Raw genomic sequence first — 13,879 nt, forward strand, 5'->3', positions numbered from 1 at the left:
CACGGGCCGGTGGGGCGTTCGGCGCGCCCCGCCGGCCCGGTCCGTCCGGGGGGCCGCCGGGCGTCAGGCGGACGTGCGGCGACGACCGGCGAGCACGCCGAAGGCCACGCCGAGCACGCCGACCACGATGCCGACGACGCCCAGCACGCGCGCGGTGGTGTCGGAGCCGCCGGCCGCCTCGGCCTTGTCGTCCGCGGCCGCCGCCTTGGCGTCCTTGCCGTCCTGGTGACCGGCGCTCTTGGCGTCGGCGCCCTTGTCGACGAGCTTCAGCTTCGGAGCCGGGTGCTCGGGCTCCGCACCGCCGGGGGTGGACGGGTCGATCCAGCGCACCACGTCGTCGTCGGAGTACGTCTGCAGGGCCTTGAACACCAGCTCGTCGGTGTCGGTGGGGAGCTGGCCGACCGACAGCGGGAACTGCTGGAACTGCCCCGGGTCGATCTTGCCGCCGCTCCACGTGACCTTGCTGACGGCCTCGTCGATCGTCTTGCCGTGCATCTGCAGGGGCTTGTCGAGCTTGGTCTTCTCGACCTTGACGTCCCAGCCCGGCACGGCCTGCGGCATGACCGAGGCCAGCGGGTGCTTGGGGTCGAGGTTCAGCTCGACCTTGACCGTCGACGCGTTGTCCTTCTCGTTCGGCACCTTGACGGAGATGGTGCTGTAGCCGCCCTTCTCGGCGGTGCCCGGCTGGACGGACACGTGCGCGAAGGCGGGGCCGGCGAGCAGGAGGACACCGCCGGCGGCGATGCCACCGATGACGGAGGTACGACGGACGGCACGGATACGCGATGCGTTCATGGGAAAACACTCCACAGGCAGGAGGGGACGGAAGAGCCGGCGCGCGTGCGGCGACGGCGCGACCGCCCTCCCGTCGTGGTGCCGGAGGGTGTGCCGCGTCGTCAGGCCGCCAGGGCGAAGCGCGGCGGGCCCCGCCTGATCACGAAGTGCTGGAGCACCGGCTCCCGCGCCGGTCGTTCGTCGTCGTGTGCGCCCCGTCGCGACACGGCCGGCCGATCGGGGACCTGGGGGCGTACGAACAGCAGCAGGGCGCCCAGTGTTTGCACGAGCGCCGCCTCCGCGACCCCGCGCGCCGAATCCGCCGACAGCTCCAGCACCCGCCACAGGGTGGCCTCGCCGCGGCGCAGCAGCCAGCCCACGGCGACGGCCGCGAGGAGGTGGCCGAGCAGCATCGGCAGCGAGAGCGGCAGGAGGTGCGCGAGGACGTTTCCGGACGGCTGGGGGCCGCCCGCCGGCACGCCGGCCGCCATGGGATGGACGGCCGGGTCGAACCCGGCGCCGATGATCACCCGGCGGGCCTCGTCGGCCGTGGCCGCGCGGGGCTGGTTGCAGGTCAGCTGCGCGGCGAAGTCGATCAAGTGGCCCTCGGCGCCCGCGCGGCGGGGGGCCGCCGGGTGCTGCTGCGCGAGCCCGAAGAGGGTGTGCAGCGCGAGCTGGCCCACGGCCAGGCAGGCCGCGATCCCCGGCAGCGAACGCTCGCGACCGGCCAAGGCCACGGCCACGGCGAAGACGAGCAGGAAGGCCGCGCCCAGCGTCCACAGCGGGACGCTTGCGCAGGACGCCAGCACGTGCCCGCCCGCGGACAGCAGAACACAGACCGCGGTGAACACCGCGGCCCGTATCAGTCGCAGATCGGCGCCGGCGCGCGCGACGGGGTGAGGCATGGCTGCGCCATCATCCCACCGCCCCCACCGGATCCCCACGGCAGGGGTGACCCGGTCCGTCACCTTGATCCTCTTTGGCCGGCACGGGATTTCCGGTCCGGGGCGGGAGGCGGACCTCCCGCGCGGCGGGCGCGCGCCGCACCCGGGGACCCGTCGTGATCCACTCGGCGTGCCCCGGGCTTTTCCGGGGTCCGCCCGGCTCCCCACCCGGGATCTTCTCGGGATCGGCTCCTCGTCCACCGGTTTCTCACACTTCCATACACGTCCCCACCTGCTCCGCGCGTCCGCCGAATGAGGGGACTCACACGCCGGGCAGGCTTATGGCGCCCTTCGCGCGGCTATACGTATCGGTATGTCGAGCCGCAGCCAGGAGGCTGAGCATGAGCATTTGGTGGTCACTCCACTTGCGGCGCGAGGCCGCGAGCGTTCCGCTCGCCCGGCGGCTTCTGATCGGTGCCATGGAAACGGCCGGGGTCGACCCGGAAACCTCCTACGACCTGGCCGTCGCGCTCAGCGAAGCGTGTGCGAACGCCGTGGAGCACGGCGGTGACGCCTCCACCGGCTACCGGGTCACCGCTCTGATCGACGGGGACACCTGCCGCATCGAGGTCACCGATTCCGGCCCCGGGTTCGCCGACCGGCCCCGGCGCCCCCGCCGCCACACGGCGCGCACCGCATACGTCAAGGCCCCGGCCTCCGTGCACGAAGAGCACGGCCGGGGCCTGTTCCTGATCGCGTCCCTCACCGACCACGTCCAGGTCGACAACCGCCCGGGGCACCAGGGCGCGGTGGTGAGCTTCGACAAGATCCTCAAATGGAGAGAGGGCGGGCCGCCCGCGGCGGCGTTGCTCCGAGCGTCATAGGCCGAGGGGCCCGGGCGCGTCGCCGGCCGCGACGGTCCCGGGCGGCGGGATCCGCGGGGAACCGCCGCGTCCCTCCTACGGCACCGCCACGATCCCCTCTATCTCCACGGCCAGTTCGGGCTTGGCCAGGCCGGCCACGACGGCGAGCGTGTGGGCGGGGTACACCCCGTCCGGGTACCACTTGGCGAAGTACTCGTCGCGGCCCGTCATGAAGCCGGCCAGGTGGCCGGGGTCGGTGCCGGAGACGAGGGTGACGAGCTTGACCAGGTCGCCGGGGCCGGCGCCGAGGTGGTCCAGGAGCGCCTCGATGTTGGCGAAGGCCTGCCGGGTCTGCGCGGCGGCGTCCGGCCCCGCCAGCTCGCCGTCAGGGCGGATGCCCACCTGGCCGGAGATCCACACCAGGCGGTGGCCTGCGGGTGCCTCGGCGAGGTGGCTGTACTTGCCGACCGGAGCGGCGATCTCGGACGGGTTCCAATAGCGTGCCATGACGTTTCTCCGTTACATGTGAGTACGCGCGGTACCAGTGGGGTGAGCGTACGAGGCGGGCGCACGGGCCCCTGAGCGCCGGCAGCACGCCGAGGACGCGTGCCGGGGGCCGCGGGCCGTGCCGGGGACACGAGGGGGCCGTGGAGGCAGCGCCTGCCGCGTCGACGACGCCGCCCTTGACCCTGCCCCCAGGGGCAGGGTCTAGCCTCCGGGAAGCCGGGCGACGAAGGAGGACGCGACGCCATGAGGATCGGTGACCTCGCACGACGGGCGGGCGTGACGGTGAAGGCCGTGCGCTACTACGAGGCGCTGGGCCTGGTCGCGCCCGTCCGGCTGGCCAACGGGTACCGGGACTACGCGGAACCGGACGTGCGGCTCGTCCGCGAGATCAAGGAACTGGGCCGGCTCGGCATCCCCGCCGAGCGCACCCGCCCGTTCCTGGACTGCCTGGCGGCCGGCGGCCCGCACGCCGACGACTGCCCCGCCTCGCTGGCCGGCTACCGCGAGGCCATCGACGAGCTGACCGGGCGGATCGACGCCCTGACGGCCCGCCGCACGGCGCTGGCCGCGCGGCTGCACGAAGCCGCTCACCGCAACAGCACCGTACGAGGAGACGCGATGACCGAATTCCACCGGCTGCCCGCCGGCCTGCCCGTGCCCGAGGACGACGGGGCGGCCGCGCACCTGCCGGGCCTCGCCATGCCGCCCCTCACGCTGGCGGCCACCTCGGGGGAGAAGGTCCGGCTGGACGAGCCCGTGCCGGGCCGCACCGTGATCTACGCCTACCCGCTCACCGGCCGTCCCGGCACCGACCTGCCCGAGGGCTGGGACAGCATTCCCGGTGCCCGCGGCTGCACCCCCGAGTCCTGCGGCTTCCGCGACCACCACCAGGAGCTGGCGGAGGCCGGCGCCACCCGGGTGTTCGGCCTGTCCAGCCAGGACACCGCCTACCAGCGCGAGGTCGTCGAGCGGCTGCACCTGCCGTTCGCGATGCTCTCCGACCCGGGGCTGGACCTGGTCCGGGCCCTGGACCTGCCCACGTTCGAGGTCGAACTGGCGGGCCGGACGACACCGCTGTACAAGCGGCTCACCCTGATCGTCCGCGACGGCGTCATCGAGCGCGTCTTCTACCCGGTCTTCCCGCCGGACCAGCATGCCGAGCAGGTCCTCGGCTGGCTGTGGGCGCACCCCGCCTGACCCGGACGCGAAGACGACGTGAGTCGCGGCCCGCCCGGCGGACCGCGACTCACGCGCGCGTGCTCGTGTGGTGCGTCAGGCGTGTCAGCCCTTCAGGGCGGCCATCCACGCCTCGACGTCCGCGGAGGCGCGCGGCAGCCCGGCGGAGAGGTTCCGGTTGCCGTCCTCGGTGACCAGGATGTCGTCCTCGATCCGGACGCCGATGCCGCGGTACTCCTCGGGCACGGTCAGGTCGTCGGCCTGGAAGTACAGGCCGGGCTCCACGGTCAGCACCATGCCGGGCTCCAGGACGCCGTCCACGTAGGTCTCCGTGCGGGCCACCGCACAGTCGTGGACGTCCAGGCCGAGCATGTGGCCGGTGCCGTGCAGGGTCCAACGGCGCTGGAGGCCCAGCTCCAGGACGCGCTCGACCGGGCCCTCGACCAGGCCCCACTCGACGAGGCGCTCGGCGAGCACGCGCTGCGCGGCGTCGTGGAAGTCGCGGTACTTCGCGCCGGGCCGGACGGCCGCGATGCCGGCCTCCTGGGCCTCGTAGACCGCGTCGTAGATCTTGCGCTGGAGCTCGGTGTACGTGCCGTTGACCGGCAGCGTGCGGGTGACGTCGGCGGTGTAGAGGGTGTGGGTCTCCACGCCCGCGTCCAGCAGGAGCAGCTCGCCGGAGCGGACCGGGCCGTCGTTGCGCACCCAGTGCAGGGTGGTGGCGTGCGGGCCGGCGGCGCAGATGGAGCCGTAGCCGATGTCGTTGCCCTCGACGCGGGCGCGCAGGAAGAACGTTCCTTCGATGTAGCGCTCGCTGGTCGCCTCGGCCTTGTCGAGGACCTTCACCACGTCCTCGAAGCCGCGGACGGTGGAGTCGACGGCCTTCTGCAGCTCGCCGATTTCAAACGCGTCCTTCACCAGGCGCTGCTCGCTGATGAAGACGCGCAGCTCCTCGTCGCGCTCGGCGGTGACCTTGTCGGTCAGGGCGCTCTCGATCCCGGCGTCGTGGCCGCGGACGACGCGCACCGGGCCGGTGGCCTCGCGCAGCGCGTCGGCCAGCTCGCGGACGTCGCGGGCGGGCACGCCCAGCAGCTGCTCGGCCTCGCCCAGGCTGTGGCGGCGGCCGACCCACAGCTCGCCCTGGCCGTCGAGCCAGAACTCGCCGTTCTCGCGGTTGGAACGCGGCAGCAGGTAGACCGTGGCCTCGTGGCCCTCCGCACCCGCCGGCTCCAGCACGAGGACGCCGTCCTCGGTCTGGTCACCGGTGAGGTAGACGTACTCCGTCGAGGCGCGGAAGGCGTACTCGGTGTCGTTCGAGCGGGTCCGCAGGTTGCCGGCCGGGACCACCAGGCGCTCGCCCGGGAAGCGGGCGGACAGCTCGGCGCGGCGGCGGGCGGTCTCGGCGGCCTGAGGTATCGGCTGGAGATCACGCAGCTCGGTGTCGGCCCAGCCGGACTTCATGTTGTCGGCAAGCTCGTCGGAGACGGCGGGGTAGAGGCCGTTCTTCCGCTGCTTGATCGGCTCGTCACCTTCGGGGTTCTCGGGTGCGGGCTGCTCAGTCACTGGTTTTCCTCCTCGGACGGGGCCGCTTTCCATCGTATGTGGGGGAGAAAGCGGCCGAGAAGGCTGTGACGCAACAGTCAGCGGCGGACATGTGTTCATACAAGATCACCACGCCGCCCCGCGGGGACTCGCCCGCGCCCGGCTCAGTCGAAGTGCGCGACCAGCAGGACGACGTCCTCGCGCCCGTCCGCCGGATCGTCGTCCTCCGGCAGCACCGTCCGCAGCACGTGGTCCGCGATGGCCTCCGGGTCGTGCCGCGCGGCCCTCGGCACGCCCGCCGCGGCCGCGTGCAGCCGGGCGAAGGCCCGGTCGATGGCGTCACCCGTGCGGTGGAGCAGCCCGTCGCTGTAGAAGAGGAGCGTTTCTCCGGGTTCCGGTTCGATCTCCACGCTGGGCGCCTCCCAGCAGGCGAGCATGCCCAGCGGTGCCGAGAGCGACGTCTCCACGTACTCGGCGCGGCCGGAGCCGATGATCAGCGGTGAGCAGTGCCCCGCCCCGGCGATGACGACCTTCCGGACGGCGGGCTCGCAGTACGCGAACAGGGCGGTCGCCGTGCGGGCGGGCTCGGTGATCCTCAGCAGCAGTTCCAGGTCGGACAGGACGGCGACCGGATCCTCGCCCTCCATCACGGCGTACGCCCGCAGCGACGCCCGCAGCCGGCCCGTCGCGGCGACTGCGCCGGGTCCGGAGCCGGTGATTCCGCCGATGGCCAGGCCCAGCGCCCCGTCGGGCAGCGGCAGCGCGTCGTACCAGTCCCCGCCGCCCTGGGGCCCGGTGCGGTGACGGACCGCGAGGCGCACGCCCGGCACCCGGGGCAGCCGGCTGGGCAGCAGTTCCTCACGCAGCGCGGCCACCGTCTCGCGGGCCCGGGTCAGCTCCAGCAGCCGGGCCAGGTGCTCGGTCGCGTGGGCGCAGTAGAGGCCGGCCAGGTGCCGCTGCCGGTCGGTGGGCTCGGCCGGCTCGTCGTACAGCCACACGGCGGCGCCAATGCGGCCCGCGGCCGGCGGAGCGCCGCCCTCCGGCCCGGAAACGGCCGACTCCAGCGGCACGGCGTAGCTCGCGCCGTAGCCGAGCCGGGCTGCGACCTCGCGGTGGCGCGGATCCAGGCCCTCCTCGCGCGCGATGTCGGGGTGGGCCGTGCCGGTCCGCACACCCGCCGGCGGCAGGTCGTCCAGGAGCCGTACGTAGGGGCTGCCCGGCGCGCCGGGGTCGTGCGGGATGGTCTCGATGTGGCCGAGGTCGGCGCGGCCGAGGCCCAGCGCGGCGGTGACGGGGTGGCCGGTGCCGGCGGCGGGGTGGAGGGTGACCAGGCCCCGTCCGGCGCCGACGAGCGAGGCTCCGGCGCGCAGCAGCTCGTGCAGGGCGTCGTCGAGGGTCGCGGTCCGGGTGAGCCGTTCGGTCAGTTCCTGGAGCGTGGTGAGGTCGGAGACCCAGCCGGCGAGGCGGTCCTGCACCAGGAGGCCGGGGGCGGGCACGGCGGGCTCGGCCGCGGCGGGGGGATGGGGAACCGCCGGGGCGGAAGTGTGCGCCGGGGCGGGGGCCGGAGGACTGATTCCAGCCACTTTCGGAAGGTGCGGGGTGGTCATGGCCGTCTGCCCGGGCCGTGTCGCGCCGTACTGCGCTCCGAGCCCGTCCGGAAAGCGCGCGGGGGCAGACCGGAGAACCCTCGTGACCAGCCGGTTGGCCTGTGTCTTCTGCTCCGTAGCACCGCAAACCCCCTGTCGTGTTGCGCGCTGGCAGTGCTCCACATGTACACGCCCGGGTAAGGGAATGTCCAGCATTGGACCAGTGGGATTGGTGGTGTCTGATGAGGTTCGGTGCGCCGTGAAGTTTGGCCGGAAAATAGTGCCGTGGCCTCTGATTTGCTGTCGACTGGCGTCGCTCCAACAGCGCGTCGCATCCACCGTGGTGGGTACGTACTCGGAGAAGGGCACCGGCAGTTGGGGCCGCCCCGCAACCCGGTGGCGGGCCCGAGCGTCCTATCGGTCAACGGCCACGCCCGTCCCCGAGCGGCGTGGGGCAACCCATGCCACAGGCGAGGGGCGCACCGGCTCAGCACGAAGCGCCATACGCGCGCCACCCCCCGCCAGGTTTCACGCTCGGCCCGCGGCGTGATGCGCTGCGTTGTACGCGTTGGTGACGTGTGATCCATGTGGTGATTCGGTCCCAGGGGGCCACGGCGCGTTGAGTACCGCACCGAGCAGTGCCCGTAGTGCCATGTAGTCCCCGTGGTCCCCTGGGCCGCGCGCAGTCCCTGCAGTTCCCGCACCTCCGCAATTCCGCAGTTCCCGCAAGCCATGTGGCTCATGTGATGGACGCAGTCCGCGTGGCGCATGCGGTTCGTGTCAGCGTGTTCAAGGTTCATGTACGTGCAAGAAGGCCCTTGTCCCCGACAAGGACCCACCTTCGGCGTTCACGGAAAGGAACGAGCGCTCATGCGCGAGATCCTCGGAAGGCGACGCAAGCTCTCGCTCCGGCGGGCCGGCCGGTCCGCCGTCCTCACCGCGGCCCTGACCTACGCCACGGAGTGGCAGTGGCCCGTACTCCCCGGGGTGGCCCTGCGGCCCGGCATCGGCCGGGGGCGCGAGTGCGCCTGCCCCGACCCCGACTGCGCGGTGCCCGGCGCCCACCCCTTCGACCCGGGGCTGCTGGCGGCGACCACCGACGCCCGGATGGTCCGCTGGTGGTGGACCAACCGTCCCGAGGCCCCCGTCGTGCTGGCCACCGGCGGCCGCGCCCCCTGCGCGGTGAGCCTGCCGGCGGTCGCCGGGGCCCGTGCGCTGGCCGCCTTCGACCGGGCCGGCGTGCGCCTCGGCCCGGTCGTGGCGACGCCCAGCCGCTGGTCCCTGCTGGTGGCCCCCTACTCCCTGGAGGTCCTCGGCGAGCTGCTGCACCGCCAGGACTGGGTGCCCGGTTCGCTGCGTTTCCACGGCGAAGGCGGCTACGCGGTCCTGCCGCCGTCGCCCACGGGCGCCGGGCGGGTGCGCTGGGAGCGCGCGCCGCGGCCGGCGGGGGCGGCCGGAACGCGGGGCGGAAGCTCCGGTTCGGGCGAGCGGAGCCGGGTCGACCGCTGGACCGAGCGGCGGGGCGACCGCCGCGTCGACGGACTGGCGCGGCCGTGGCTGCCCGACGTGGCCACGGTGATCGACGTCCTGGTCGAGCAGAGCGCGAGCACGGGCTCGGGCTCGCCGGGCGGCGGCAACAAGCTGGCGTACTGATGCGGGGACGCATGGGTGCGGGGGCGGGCCGGGATGCCGGCGCGGCGATGCGGTCACGGGTGGGTTCCCGGATCGTCGTGCGCACGGGTCCACGCCTCACCGCCACGACCGCGTCCACTTCGCGTTCACGGTGCGCGCGTAGGGGAGTTGACGCGTCCGTGAGCAGACCGGCGCGCCCGCGCGGGTGAGTGCCCCGCTCAGGGCGTCTGTGAGAGCGCGTACGGACGGGAGACGCACGCGCTCTCACTCGTAAGGGTGTAAGCCGCTCGAAGAACCGCAGGACACGGCCGTGCCGGGCCTCAAACACCCCGTGTTGCCCGTATGTTCGGGGGACAGGGCTGTCCCGGGTGCCGTCAGCGGACACCGCCGGCCCGGCGGGGCGTGCGCGTGAGCCGCCTCCGCGATCGAGCTTCCCCAGCGAGTTGCAGGTGGTCCCATGATGCGTGCGTCCCGTGTTCCCGGCGCGTCCCGGCGGCGCGCGGTGAATCTCCGGATGATCACGCTGGCGGGCGCGGTGGTGCTCGCCTTCGCGCTGCCGCTGGCCGTGGCCTCGGCGGGCCCCGCGGGCCAGGCCGGCCGCGAGAAGGCCCGGGCGAAGTCCCCCGCGAAGGCCGCCCGGGGCGGGAGCCGGGAGCTGCTGCGGCCGGCCGGGGACGCGGAGGGCGCGGAGGACGCGACCGGCCTGGACACCGTCGTCGGCGACGCGCCCGCGGACCCTGGGCGGGGCTCGGTCCGGTGCGGCCCCGAACTCGCCTCTCCCGAGGGCCTGAAGGCGCAGACCTGCGTCCTGGAGCAGGCGCGGTCCAGCTGGGCCCGTACGTACTACCGCAACGCGACGGGCGGCCCGCTCACGGGCGTTCTCACGCTCATGGCCCCCGACGGCCGGACCCTCCAGACGGACTGCCCGATGGCGGCATCCGATGATCCGAAGATGTGTGAGACGCCGCACGAGCCGACCGTGCGCGGACATGGCTCGTATGCGGCGGTCGCGGAGATCGCCTCCACGGAAGGGAACCTGCTGCTCCGCTCGGGCAGCAACTCCCCGTCACCGACGGCGGGTTAGTCCCCCGGCTCCGCAGGGGCCGGGTGAGGACGGGCGCGGGCGGGTGCGGACGGATGCCAGGAGGGGCCGGGTGGGCGTTCGCGGGTCCGTGGGCGGGTGTGCGGAAGGCTCTCCGGCGCTGTCCGGAAGCCGCGGTTCGCGGGCCCTCGGACGGTCCGGCGCCGCGGGGCTGCGGGCCCCGCGCCCGAGGTGCCGGGCGGGTCAGGTCGAGGGCCGCGCCGCGGCTCACGTGGGGCGCGGCAGTCGCCGGCCTGGTGGGAGGCAAGACGGGACCGCTCACCGGCATCGATCGCCGAGGTGCCCGAGGAGAGCTTCACGTTCTTGATCACCCACCCGGGGCGGCGGCCGCCGGGCCGGGATGCCGGCGGGCGGGACCGGGGCCCGCGGCCGGGGTGGGAACACCGGCTTCGAAGGGCTCCGGACATGGAAGCGCCCGGTCGCTGGCGACGGGGGATGCACCAGCGACCGGGCTCCTAGAACGGTAACAAGAGATCGGCGGTTCGCAAATTCGATCGTGGATTTCCGGACGCCTATTTCCGAGCCCCCAGCGGGAGTTGTGACAGGAGTCACGCGGCTTGACCCCGCGTTTACCCGGCGCAGCACCCGGAAATCGTTCCTCCGGCCCCCTGAGCGGCGCGGCTGATTCCATGCCTTTCCGCGCCGCCTCCCGTTCGACTGAAGGAACGTCAGTTGAGCGTGACCTGACGGCTCGTGAGGCCGCCGCGCGCCCGGCGCTCCTCGGGCGTCAGCGGCGCGGTGTCCGCCAGAGCGCCCGCCAGGCGCTCCGCGAAGGCGGCCGCCGGCTTCTCCACGTCCTCGGCCCGCACGGAGCCCGGCAGGTCCCACACCGGCACGGTGAGGCCGTGCGCGCGGAACGACCCGACCAGGCGGGTGCCCTCGCCGAGCGAGGTCTCGCGGGCCGCGTGCAGCCGGGCGAGAGCGTCCAGCAGCTGCTCCTCCGGGTGCGTCATGACCCAGCGCAGGTGGTTCTTCTCCGGCGTCTCGCACCAGTACGCCGCGTCCACGCCGGCGAGGCGCACGGTCGGGATGGCGGCGGCGTTGGCGCGCTCGAGGGAGGCGGCGACCTCACCCGTGACGTTCTCGGCGTTGTCCACCCAGAACTCGAAGCCCGTGTGGACCGCCGGCTCGAACGGGCCCTCCAGGTCCAGCAGGTCCTGGAGCCGCGGCCCGTCGGCGTTGACGCGCGTGGTCTCGATGGGGGTGCCCGGCTCGGCGTCGAGCGCGCGCTGGAGAGTGTCGGCGAGGTCGCGGCTGAGGTCACCGGTGGGGGTGTCGTTCTGCAGGCCGAGCAGCACGGAGCCGTCGTCGCGGCGCAGGGCGGGCCACGCCATCGGCAGCACGGTCGCGAGCCGCACCGACGGAACGCCCTCGGGCAGGCCGCCCTTGAGCTTCAGCTCCACGGTCGCGGCGGGGACCAGCTCGCGCAGGGCGACCCAGTCGGCCTCGCCGGGCAGCCCCTCGAAGGGCCGCTGCACGAGCTCGACGGCGGCGTGCGAGGCCGCACGGCCGTGGCAGGCCTTGTAGCGCCGGCCCGAGCCACACGGGCAGGGCTCGCGGGCGCCGACGACGGGGATCGGCGCGTCGCCTGCCTGCGGCTTGGCGGCCTGGGACTGGGGGCGGCGCTTCTTGGCCATGGTGTGCGTGTCTCCCGATCGGTGCGTCCGTCTTACGGGCGCGAGCCTAGCGCTCGGGGTGCCCGCACAGACGCTGCGCGCCCCGGGTGCTCTACGCGCGTCGTCGGGACGCCGGGATCGCGGCGCCAGGACGCCTGGAGGGCGCTGTCGCGTCAGGGGGTGGCGGGGGCGGGTGGTGCCGGCGGGTGGTGCCCGCTGCTCGTGTCAGCTGGTCGCGTGAGCTGGTCCCGCTGAGCTGGTCCCGCTGAGCTGGTGGTGCCAGCGGGTGGCGTGAGCACGTCGTGTCCGACTGGTCGCGCCGGTGGGCCGTGCCAGCGGGTCGTGCCGGCTGGTCGTGGCAGCTCGTCACGTCGGCGGGCCGCGCGTCAGCTGGTCGCGTCAGCGCGTCGTGTCAGGCGCAGTCGTCATGCGGGGCGCCGTCGTCATGCCCGGCACCCTCGTCCTGTCAGGCGTCGCCGTCCTGTCAGGCGTCGCCGTCCTGTCGGGCGTCGCCGCTCCGTCTGTCATGCCGTCATGTCAGCTCGTCCAGATCGGAGAAGGCCAGGAGCGGGTCGGCGTCGACGCGCGTAGCGAAGCTGCACCGCGCGGAGAGCGCCGCCCACACCGTCACCTCGCCGGAGGCGTCGCGGACGCCCCAGTCCTGGGAGAGCGCACTGATGATGTTCAGTCCGCGGCCGCCGCGCGCGGTCACCGAAGGCGTGGCCGGAAAAGGCCGGGTCGGGCCGCCGCCGTCGGTGACCTCGACGGTGAGCCGGCCGCGCTCGTCGACGCGCCAGGCCGCCCGGAAGCCGCCGGTCGCGCCGTTGCCCCCGCTGATTCCGCTGCCGCCGCCGTACACGTCGTCGCGCTCGCCGCTCTCACGGCCCAGCGGGCGCCCGTGCCGGTACGCGTTGCTGAGCAGCTCCGAAAGGATCAGTACGGCGTCGTCGATGACCGAATCCGGTACCCCGCTGGAGCGCAAGTCCTTGCGCATCCGGTGTCTTGCCTCGCCCACACCGGCTGGACCATGGGGTACGGCCATGATCGACGACGTGGGCACCTCCTGTGCCACCACCAACGCCACCCCCGAGACCTCCTTTGCCCCACGTCAGGGGATGGATGCCCCAATGGCCTGGACCGGAAACCGGCCAACCTCGACACGGTGGGGCACTCAGGCGACTCGAATACCCACCGAACGCGCCGGTGCACTCCATGTAATGGCCGCTAGCGTCGACCAAGTTGGGTAAGCACCGCCTTGGGCCGGTTTGTGATCACCGCGTCCACGCCCAGGCGCACGCACAATTCGACGTCCTCCGGCTCGTTCACCGTCCAAACGTGCACCTGGTGGCCCGCGCGGCGCAGTCTCGCCACGTAGTCGGGGTGGTTGCGGACGATCCGGATGCTGGGTCCCGCGATGCCCACGCCCGTGGGCAGCCGGCCGTCGCGGTAGCGGGGGGTCAGGAACTGCATCAGGTAGACGGTCGGCAGGCCGGGCGCCGCCGCCTGGACCCGGTGCAGTGAGCGTGCGGAGAAGCTCATGATCCGTACGGGCGAGGGGTCGTCCCGCGGCGGAGCGGCCAGCCCGAAGCGGTCGAGGAGGGTCAACAGCCGCTCCTCCACCCGGCCCGCCCAGCGGGTGGGGTGCTTGGTCTCGATGGCCAGCTCGACGCGGCGGCCCGAGTCGGCGACGAGTTCGAGGAGGCGCTCAAGGGTGAGGACGGAGGTGCGGTCGGGGTCGGGGCCGGAACCGGGCGCGAGGCCGGGGAGGTTCCCCGGGGTCGGGACCGCGGGGTCGTCCGGGGCCCGCCCGGGCGCCCGCTCGGTGTCGCGGTCGGGGGCCTCGGGCTCGGATCCGGTGGCCTTCCACGAGCCGAAGTCGAGCGCCGCGAGGTCGGCGAGCTCCAGGGTGGAGACGGCGCCGCGGCCGTTGGACGTGCGGTTCACGCGGCGGTCGTGCACGCAGACGAGGTGCCCGTCGGCGGTCAGCCGCACATCGCACTCCAGCGCGTCGGCGCCGTCCTCGATCGCCTTGCGGTAGGCGGCCAGCGTGTGTTCCGGGGCTTCGTCGGAGGCGCCGCGGTGGGCCACGACGTCGAGGGGGTGACGCTCGGAGCGGCCGTCCTGTTGCCGGTGTGCGTAGGTCACCGCGTCATGGTGCCACCACCTGGCACAATCGCGCATGCGGTCCTATTTGCCC

12 protein-coding genes are annotated in these 13,879 nt (G+C 73.7%); 4 read left to right on the forward strand and 8 right to left on the reverse strand.

The features are described from left to right. Window positions 1–63: 63 nt before the first annotated feature. Window positions 64–795 carry a YcnI family copper-binding membrane protein gene (locus CYQ11_RS15785; RefSeq protein ID WP_099199897.1) on the reverse strand — a complete coding sequence of 244 codons (732 nt, stop codon included), beginning with the start codon at window positions 793–795 and terminating at the stop codon, window positions 64–66. A gap of 101 nt (window positions 796–896) precedes the next feature. Beyond that, a complete protein-coding gene (locus tag CYQ11_RS15790) occupies window positions 897–1,679 on the reverse strand; it encodes a hypothetical protein (protein WP_099199896.1) in 783 nt (260 codons plus the stop codon). A gap of 380 nt (window positions 1,680–2,059) precedes the next feature. Here CYQ11_RS15790 and CYQ11_RS15795 point away from each other — a divergent pair, with 380 nt between their 5' ends. Beyond that, window positions 2,060–2,542 (forward strand): ATP-binding protein, encoded by a 483-nt coding sequence (locus tag CYQ11_RS15795; protein ID WP_099199895.1) that lies wholly within the window; start codon window positions 2,060–2,062, stop codon window positions 2,540–2,542. Between the two features lie 75 nt (window positions 2,543–2,617). On the opposite strand, the gene CYQ11_RS15800 is transcribed toward CYQ11_RS15795, so the two are convergent. Continuing rightward, window positions 2,618–3,028, reverse strand: coding sequence for a RidA family protein (locus tag CYQ11_RS15800; protein WP_099199894.1), 411 nt, complete (start codon window positions 3,026–3,028; stop codon window positions 2,618–2,620). A gap of 243 nt (window positions 3,029–3,271) precedes the next feature. Here CYQ11_RS15800 and CYQ11_RS15805 point away from each other — a divergent pair, with 243 nt between their 5' ends. Beyond that, window positions 3,272–4,225: a redoxin family protein gene (locus CYQ11_RS15805; protein ID WP_099199893.1), complete on the forward strand. Its 954-nt coding sequence runs from the start codon at window positions 3,272–3,274 to the stop codon at window positions 4,223–4,225. An 84-nt stretch (window positions 4,226–4,309) separates the two neighbouring features. On the opposite strand, the gene CYQ11_RS15810 is transcribed toward CYQ11_RS15805, so the two are convergent. Continuing rightward, window positions 4,310–5,767 carry an aminopeptidase P family protein gene (locus CYQ11_RS15810; RefSeq protein ID WP_243469275.1) on the reverse strand — a complete coding sequence of 486 codons (1,458 nt, stop codon included), beginning with the start codon at window positions 5,765–5,767 and terminating at the stop codon, window positions 4,310–4,312. Between the two features lie 143 nt (window positions 5,768–5,910). Next, window positions 5,911–7,353 (reverse strand): PP2C family protein-serine/threonine phosphatase, encoded by a 1,443-nt coding sequence (locus CYQ11_RS15815; protein WP_099199891.1) that lies wholly within the window; start codon window positions 7,351–7,353, stop codon window positions 5,911–5,913. A gap of 849 nt (window positions 7,354–8,202) precedes the next feature. On the opposite strand from CYQ11_RS15815, the gene CYQ11_RS15820 reads away from it, so the two are divergent. Together CYQ11_RS15820 and CYQ11_RS15825 are read left to right on the forward strand one after the other, a co-directional pair. Continuing rightward, entirely contained in the window at window positions 8,203–8,985 is a 783-nt protein-coding gene (locus CYQ11_RS15820; RefSeq protein ID WP_099199890.1) for a bifunctional DNA primase/polymerase, read from the forward strand. Window positions 8,986–9,478: 493 nt separating this feature from the next. Continuing rightward, complete coding sequence (locus tag CYQ11_RS15825) at window positions 9,479–10,048, forward strand: hypothetical protein (RefSeq protein ID WP_240003453.1); 570 nt, start codon at window positions 9,479–9,481, stop codon at window positions 10,046–10,048. A 686-nt stretch (window positions 10,049–10,734) separates the two neighbouring features. Here CYQ11_RS15825 and CYQ11_RS15830 read toward each other — a convergent pair. The 3 genes from CYQ11_RS15830 to CYQ11_RS15840 all read right to left on the reverse strand — a co-directional run bounded on the left by CYQ11_RS15830 (window position 10,735) and on the right by CYQ11_RS15840 (window position 13,827). Further along, window positions 10,735–11,703, reverse strand: coding sequence for a DUF5926 family protein (locus CYQ11_RS15830; RefSeq protein WP_099199889.1), 969 nt, complete (start codon window positions 11,701–11,703; stop codon window positions 10,735–10,737). 511 nt (window positions 11,704–12,214) lie between these two features. Further along, complete coding sequence (locus tag CYQ11_RS15835) at window positions 12,215–12,724, reverse strand: ATP-binding protein (protein ID WP_240003478.1); 510 nt, start codon at window positions 12,722–12,724, stop codon at window positions 12,215–12,217. A gap of 182 nt (window positions 12,725–12,906) precedes the next feature. Continuing rightward, window positions 12,907–13,827, reverse strand: a complete 921-nt coding sequence (locus CYQ11_RS15840) for a glycerophosphodiester phosphodiesterase (RefSeq protein WP_240003452.1) — start codon at window positions 13,825–13,827, stop codon at window positions 12,907–12,909. Window positions 13,828–13,879: the final 52 nt, after the last annotated feature.

Origin of the sequence: Streptomyces cinnamoneus (genome assembly GCF_002939475.1) — a bacterium.
Classification (GTDB): domain Bacteria; phylum Actinomycetota; class Actinomycetes; order Streptomycetales; family Streptomycetaceae; genus Streptomyces; species Streptomyces cinnamoneus_A.

What these genes read in the sequence shown, in the direction of transcription:
- CYQ11_RS15785 (WP_099199897.1), bottom strand. Translation starts at nt 795, where the DNA reads ATGAACGCATCGCGTATCCGTGCCGTCCGTCGTACCTCCGTCATCGGT.
- CYQ11_RS15790 (WP_099199896.1), bottom strand. Translation starts at nt 1,679, where the DNA reads ATGCCTCACCCCGTCGCGCGCGCCGGCGCCGATCTGCGACTGATACGG.
- CYQ11_RS15795 (WP_099199895.1), top strand. Translation starts at nt 2,060, where the DNA reads ATGAGCATTTGGTGGTCACTCCACTTGCGGCGCGAGGCCGCGAGCGTT.
- CYQ11_RS15800 (WP_099199894.1), bottom strand. Translation starts at nt 3,028, where the DNA reads ATGGCACGCTATTGGAACCCGTCCGAGATCGCCGCTCCGGTCGGCAAG.
- CYQ11_RS15805 (WP_099199893.1), top strand. Translation starts at nt 3,272, where the DNA reads ATGAGGATCGGTGACCTCGCACGACGGGCGGGCGTGACGGTGAAGGCC.
- CYQ11_RS15815 (WP_099199891.1), bottom strand. Translation starts at nt 7,353, where the DNA reads ATGACCACCCCGCACCTTCCGAAAGTGGCTGGAATCAGTCCTCCGGCC.
- CYQ11_RS15820 (WP_099199890.1), top strand. Translation starts at nt 8,203, where the DNA reads ATGCGCGAGATCCTCGGAAGGCGACGCAAGCTCTCGCTCCGGCGGGCC.
- CYQ11_RS15825 (WP_240003453.1), top strand. Translation starts at nt 9,479, where the DNA reads ATGATCACGCTGGCGGGCGCGGTGGTGCTCGCCTTCGCGCTGCCGCTG.
- CYQ11_RS15830 (WP_099199889.1), bottom strand. Translation starts at nt 11,703, where the DNA reads ATGGCCAAGAAGCGCCGCCCCCAGTCCCAGGCCGCCAAGCCGCAGGCA.
- CYQ11_RS15835 (WP_240003478.1), bottom strand. Translation starts at nt 12,724, where the DNA reads ATGGCCGTACCCCATGGTCCAGCCGGTGTGGGCGAGGCAAGACACCGG.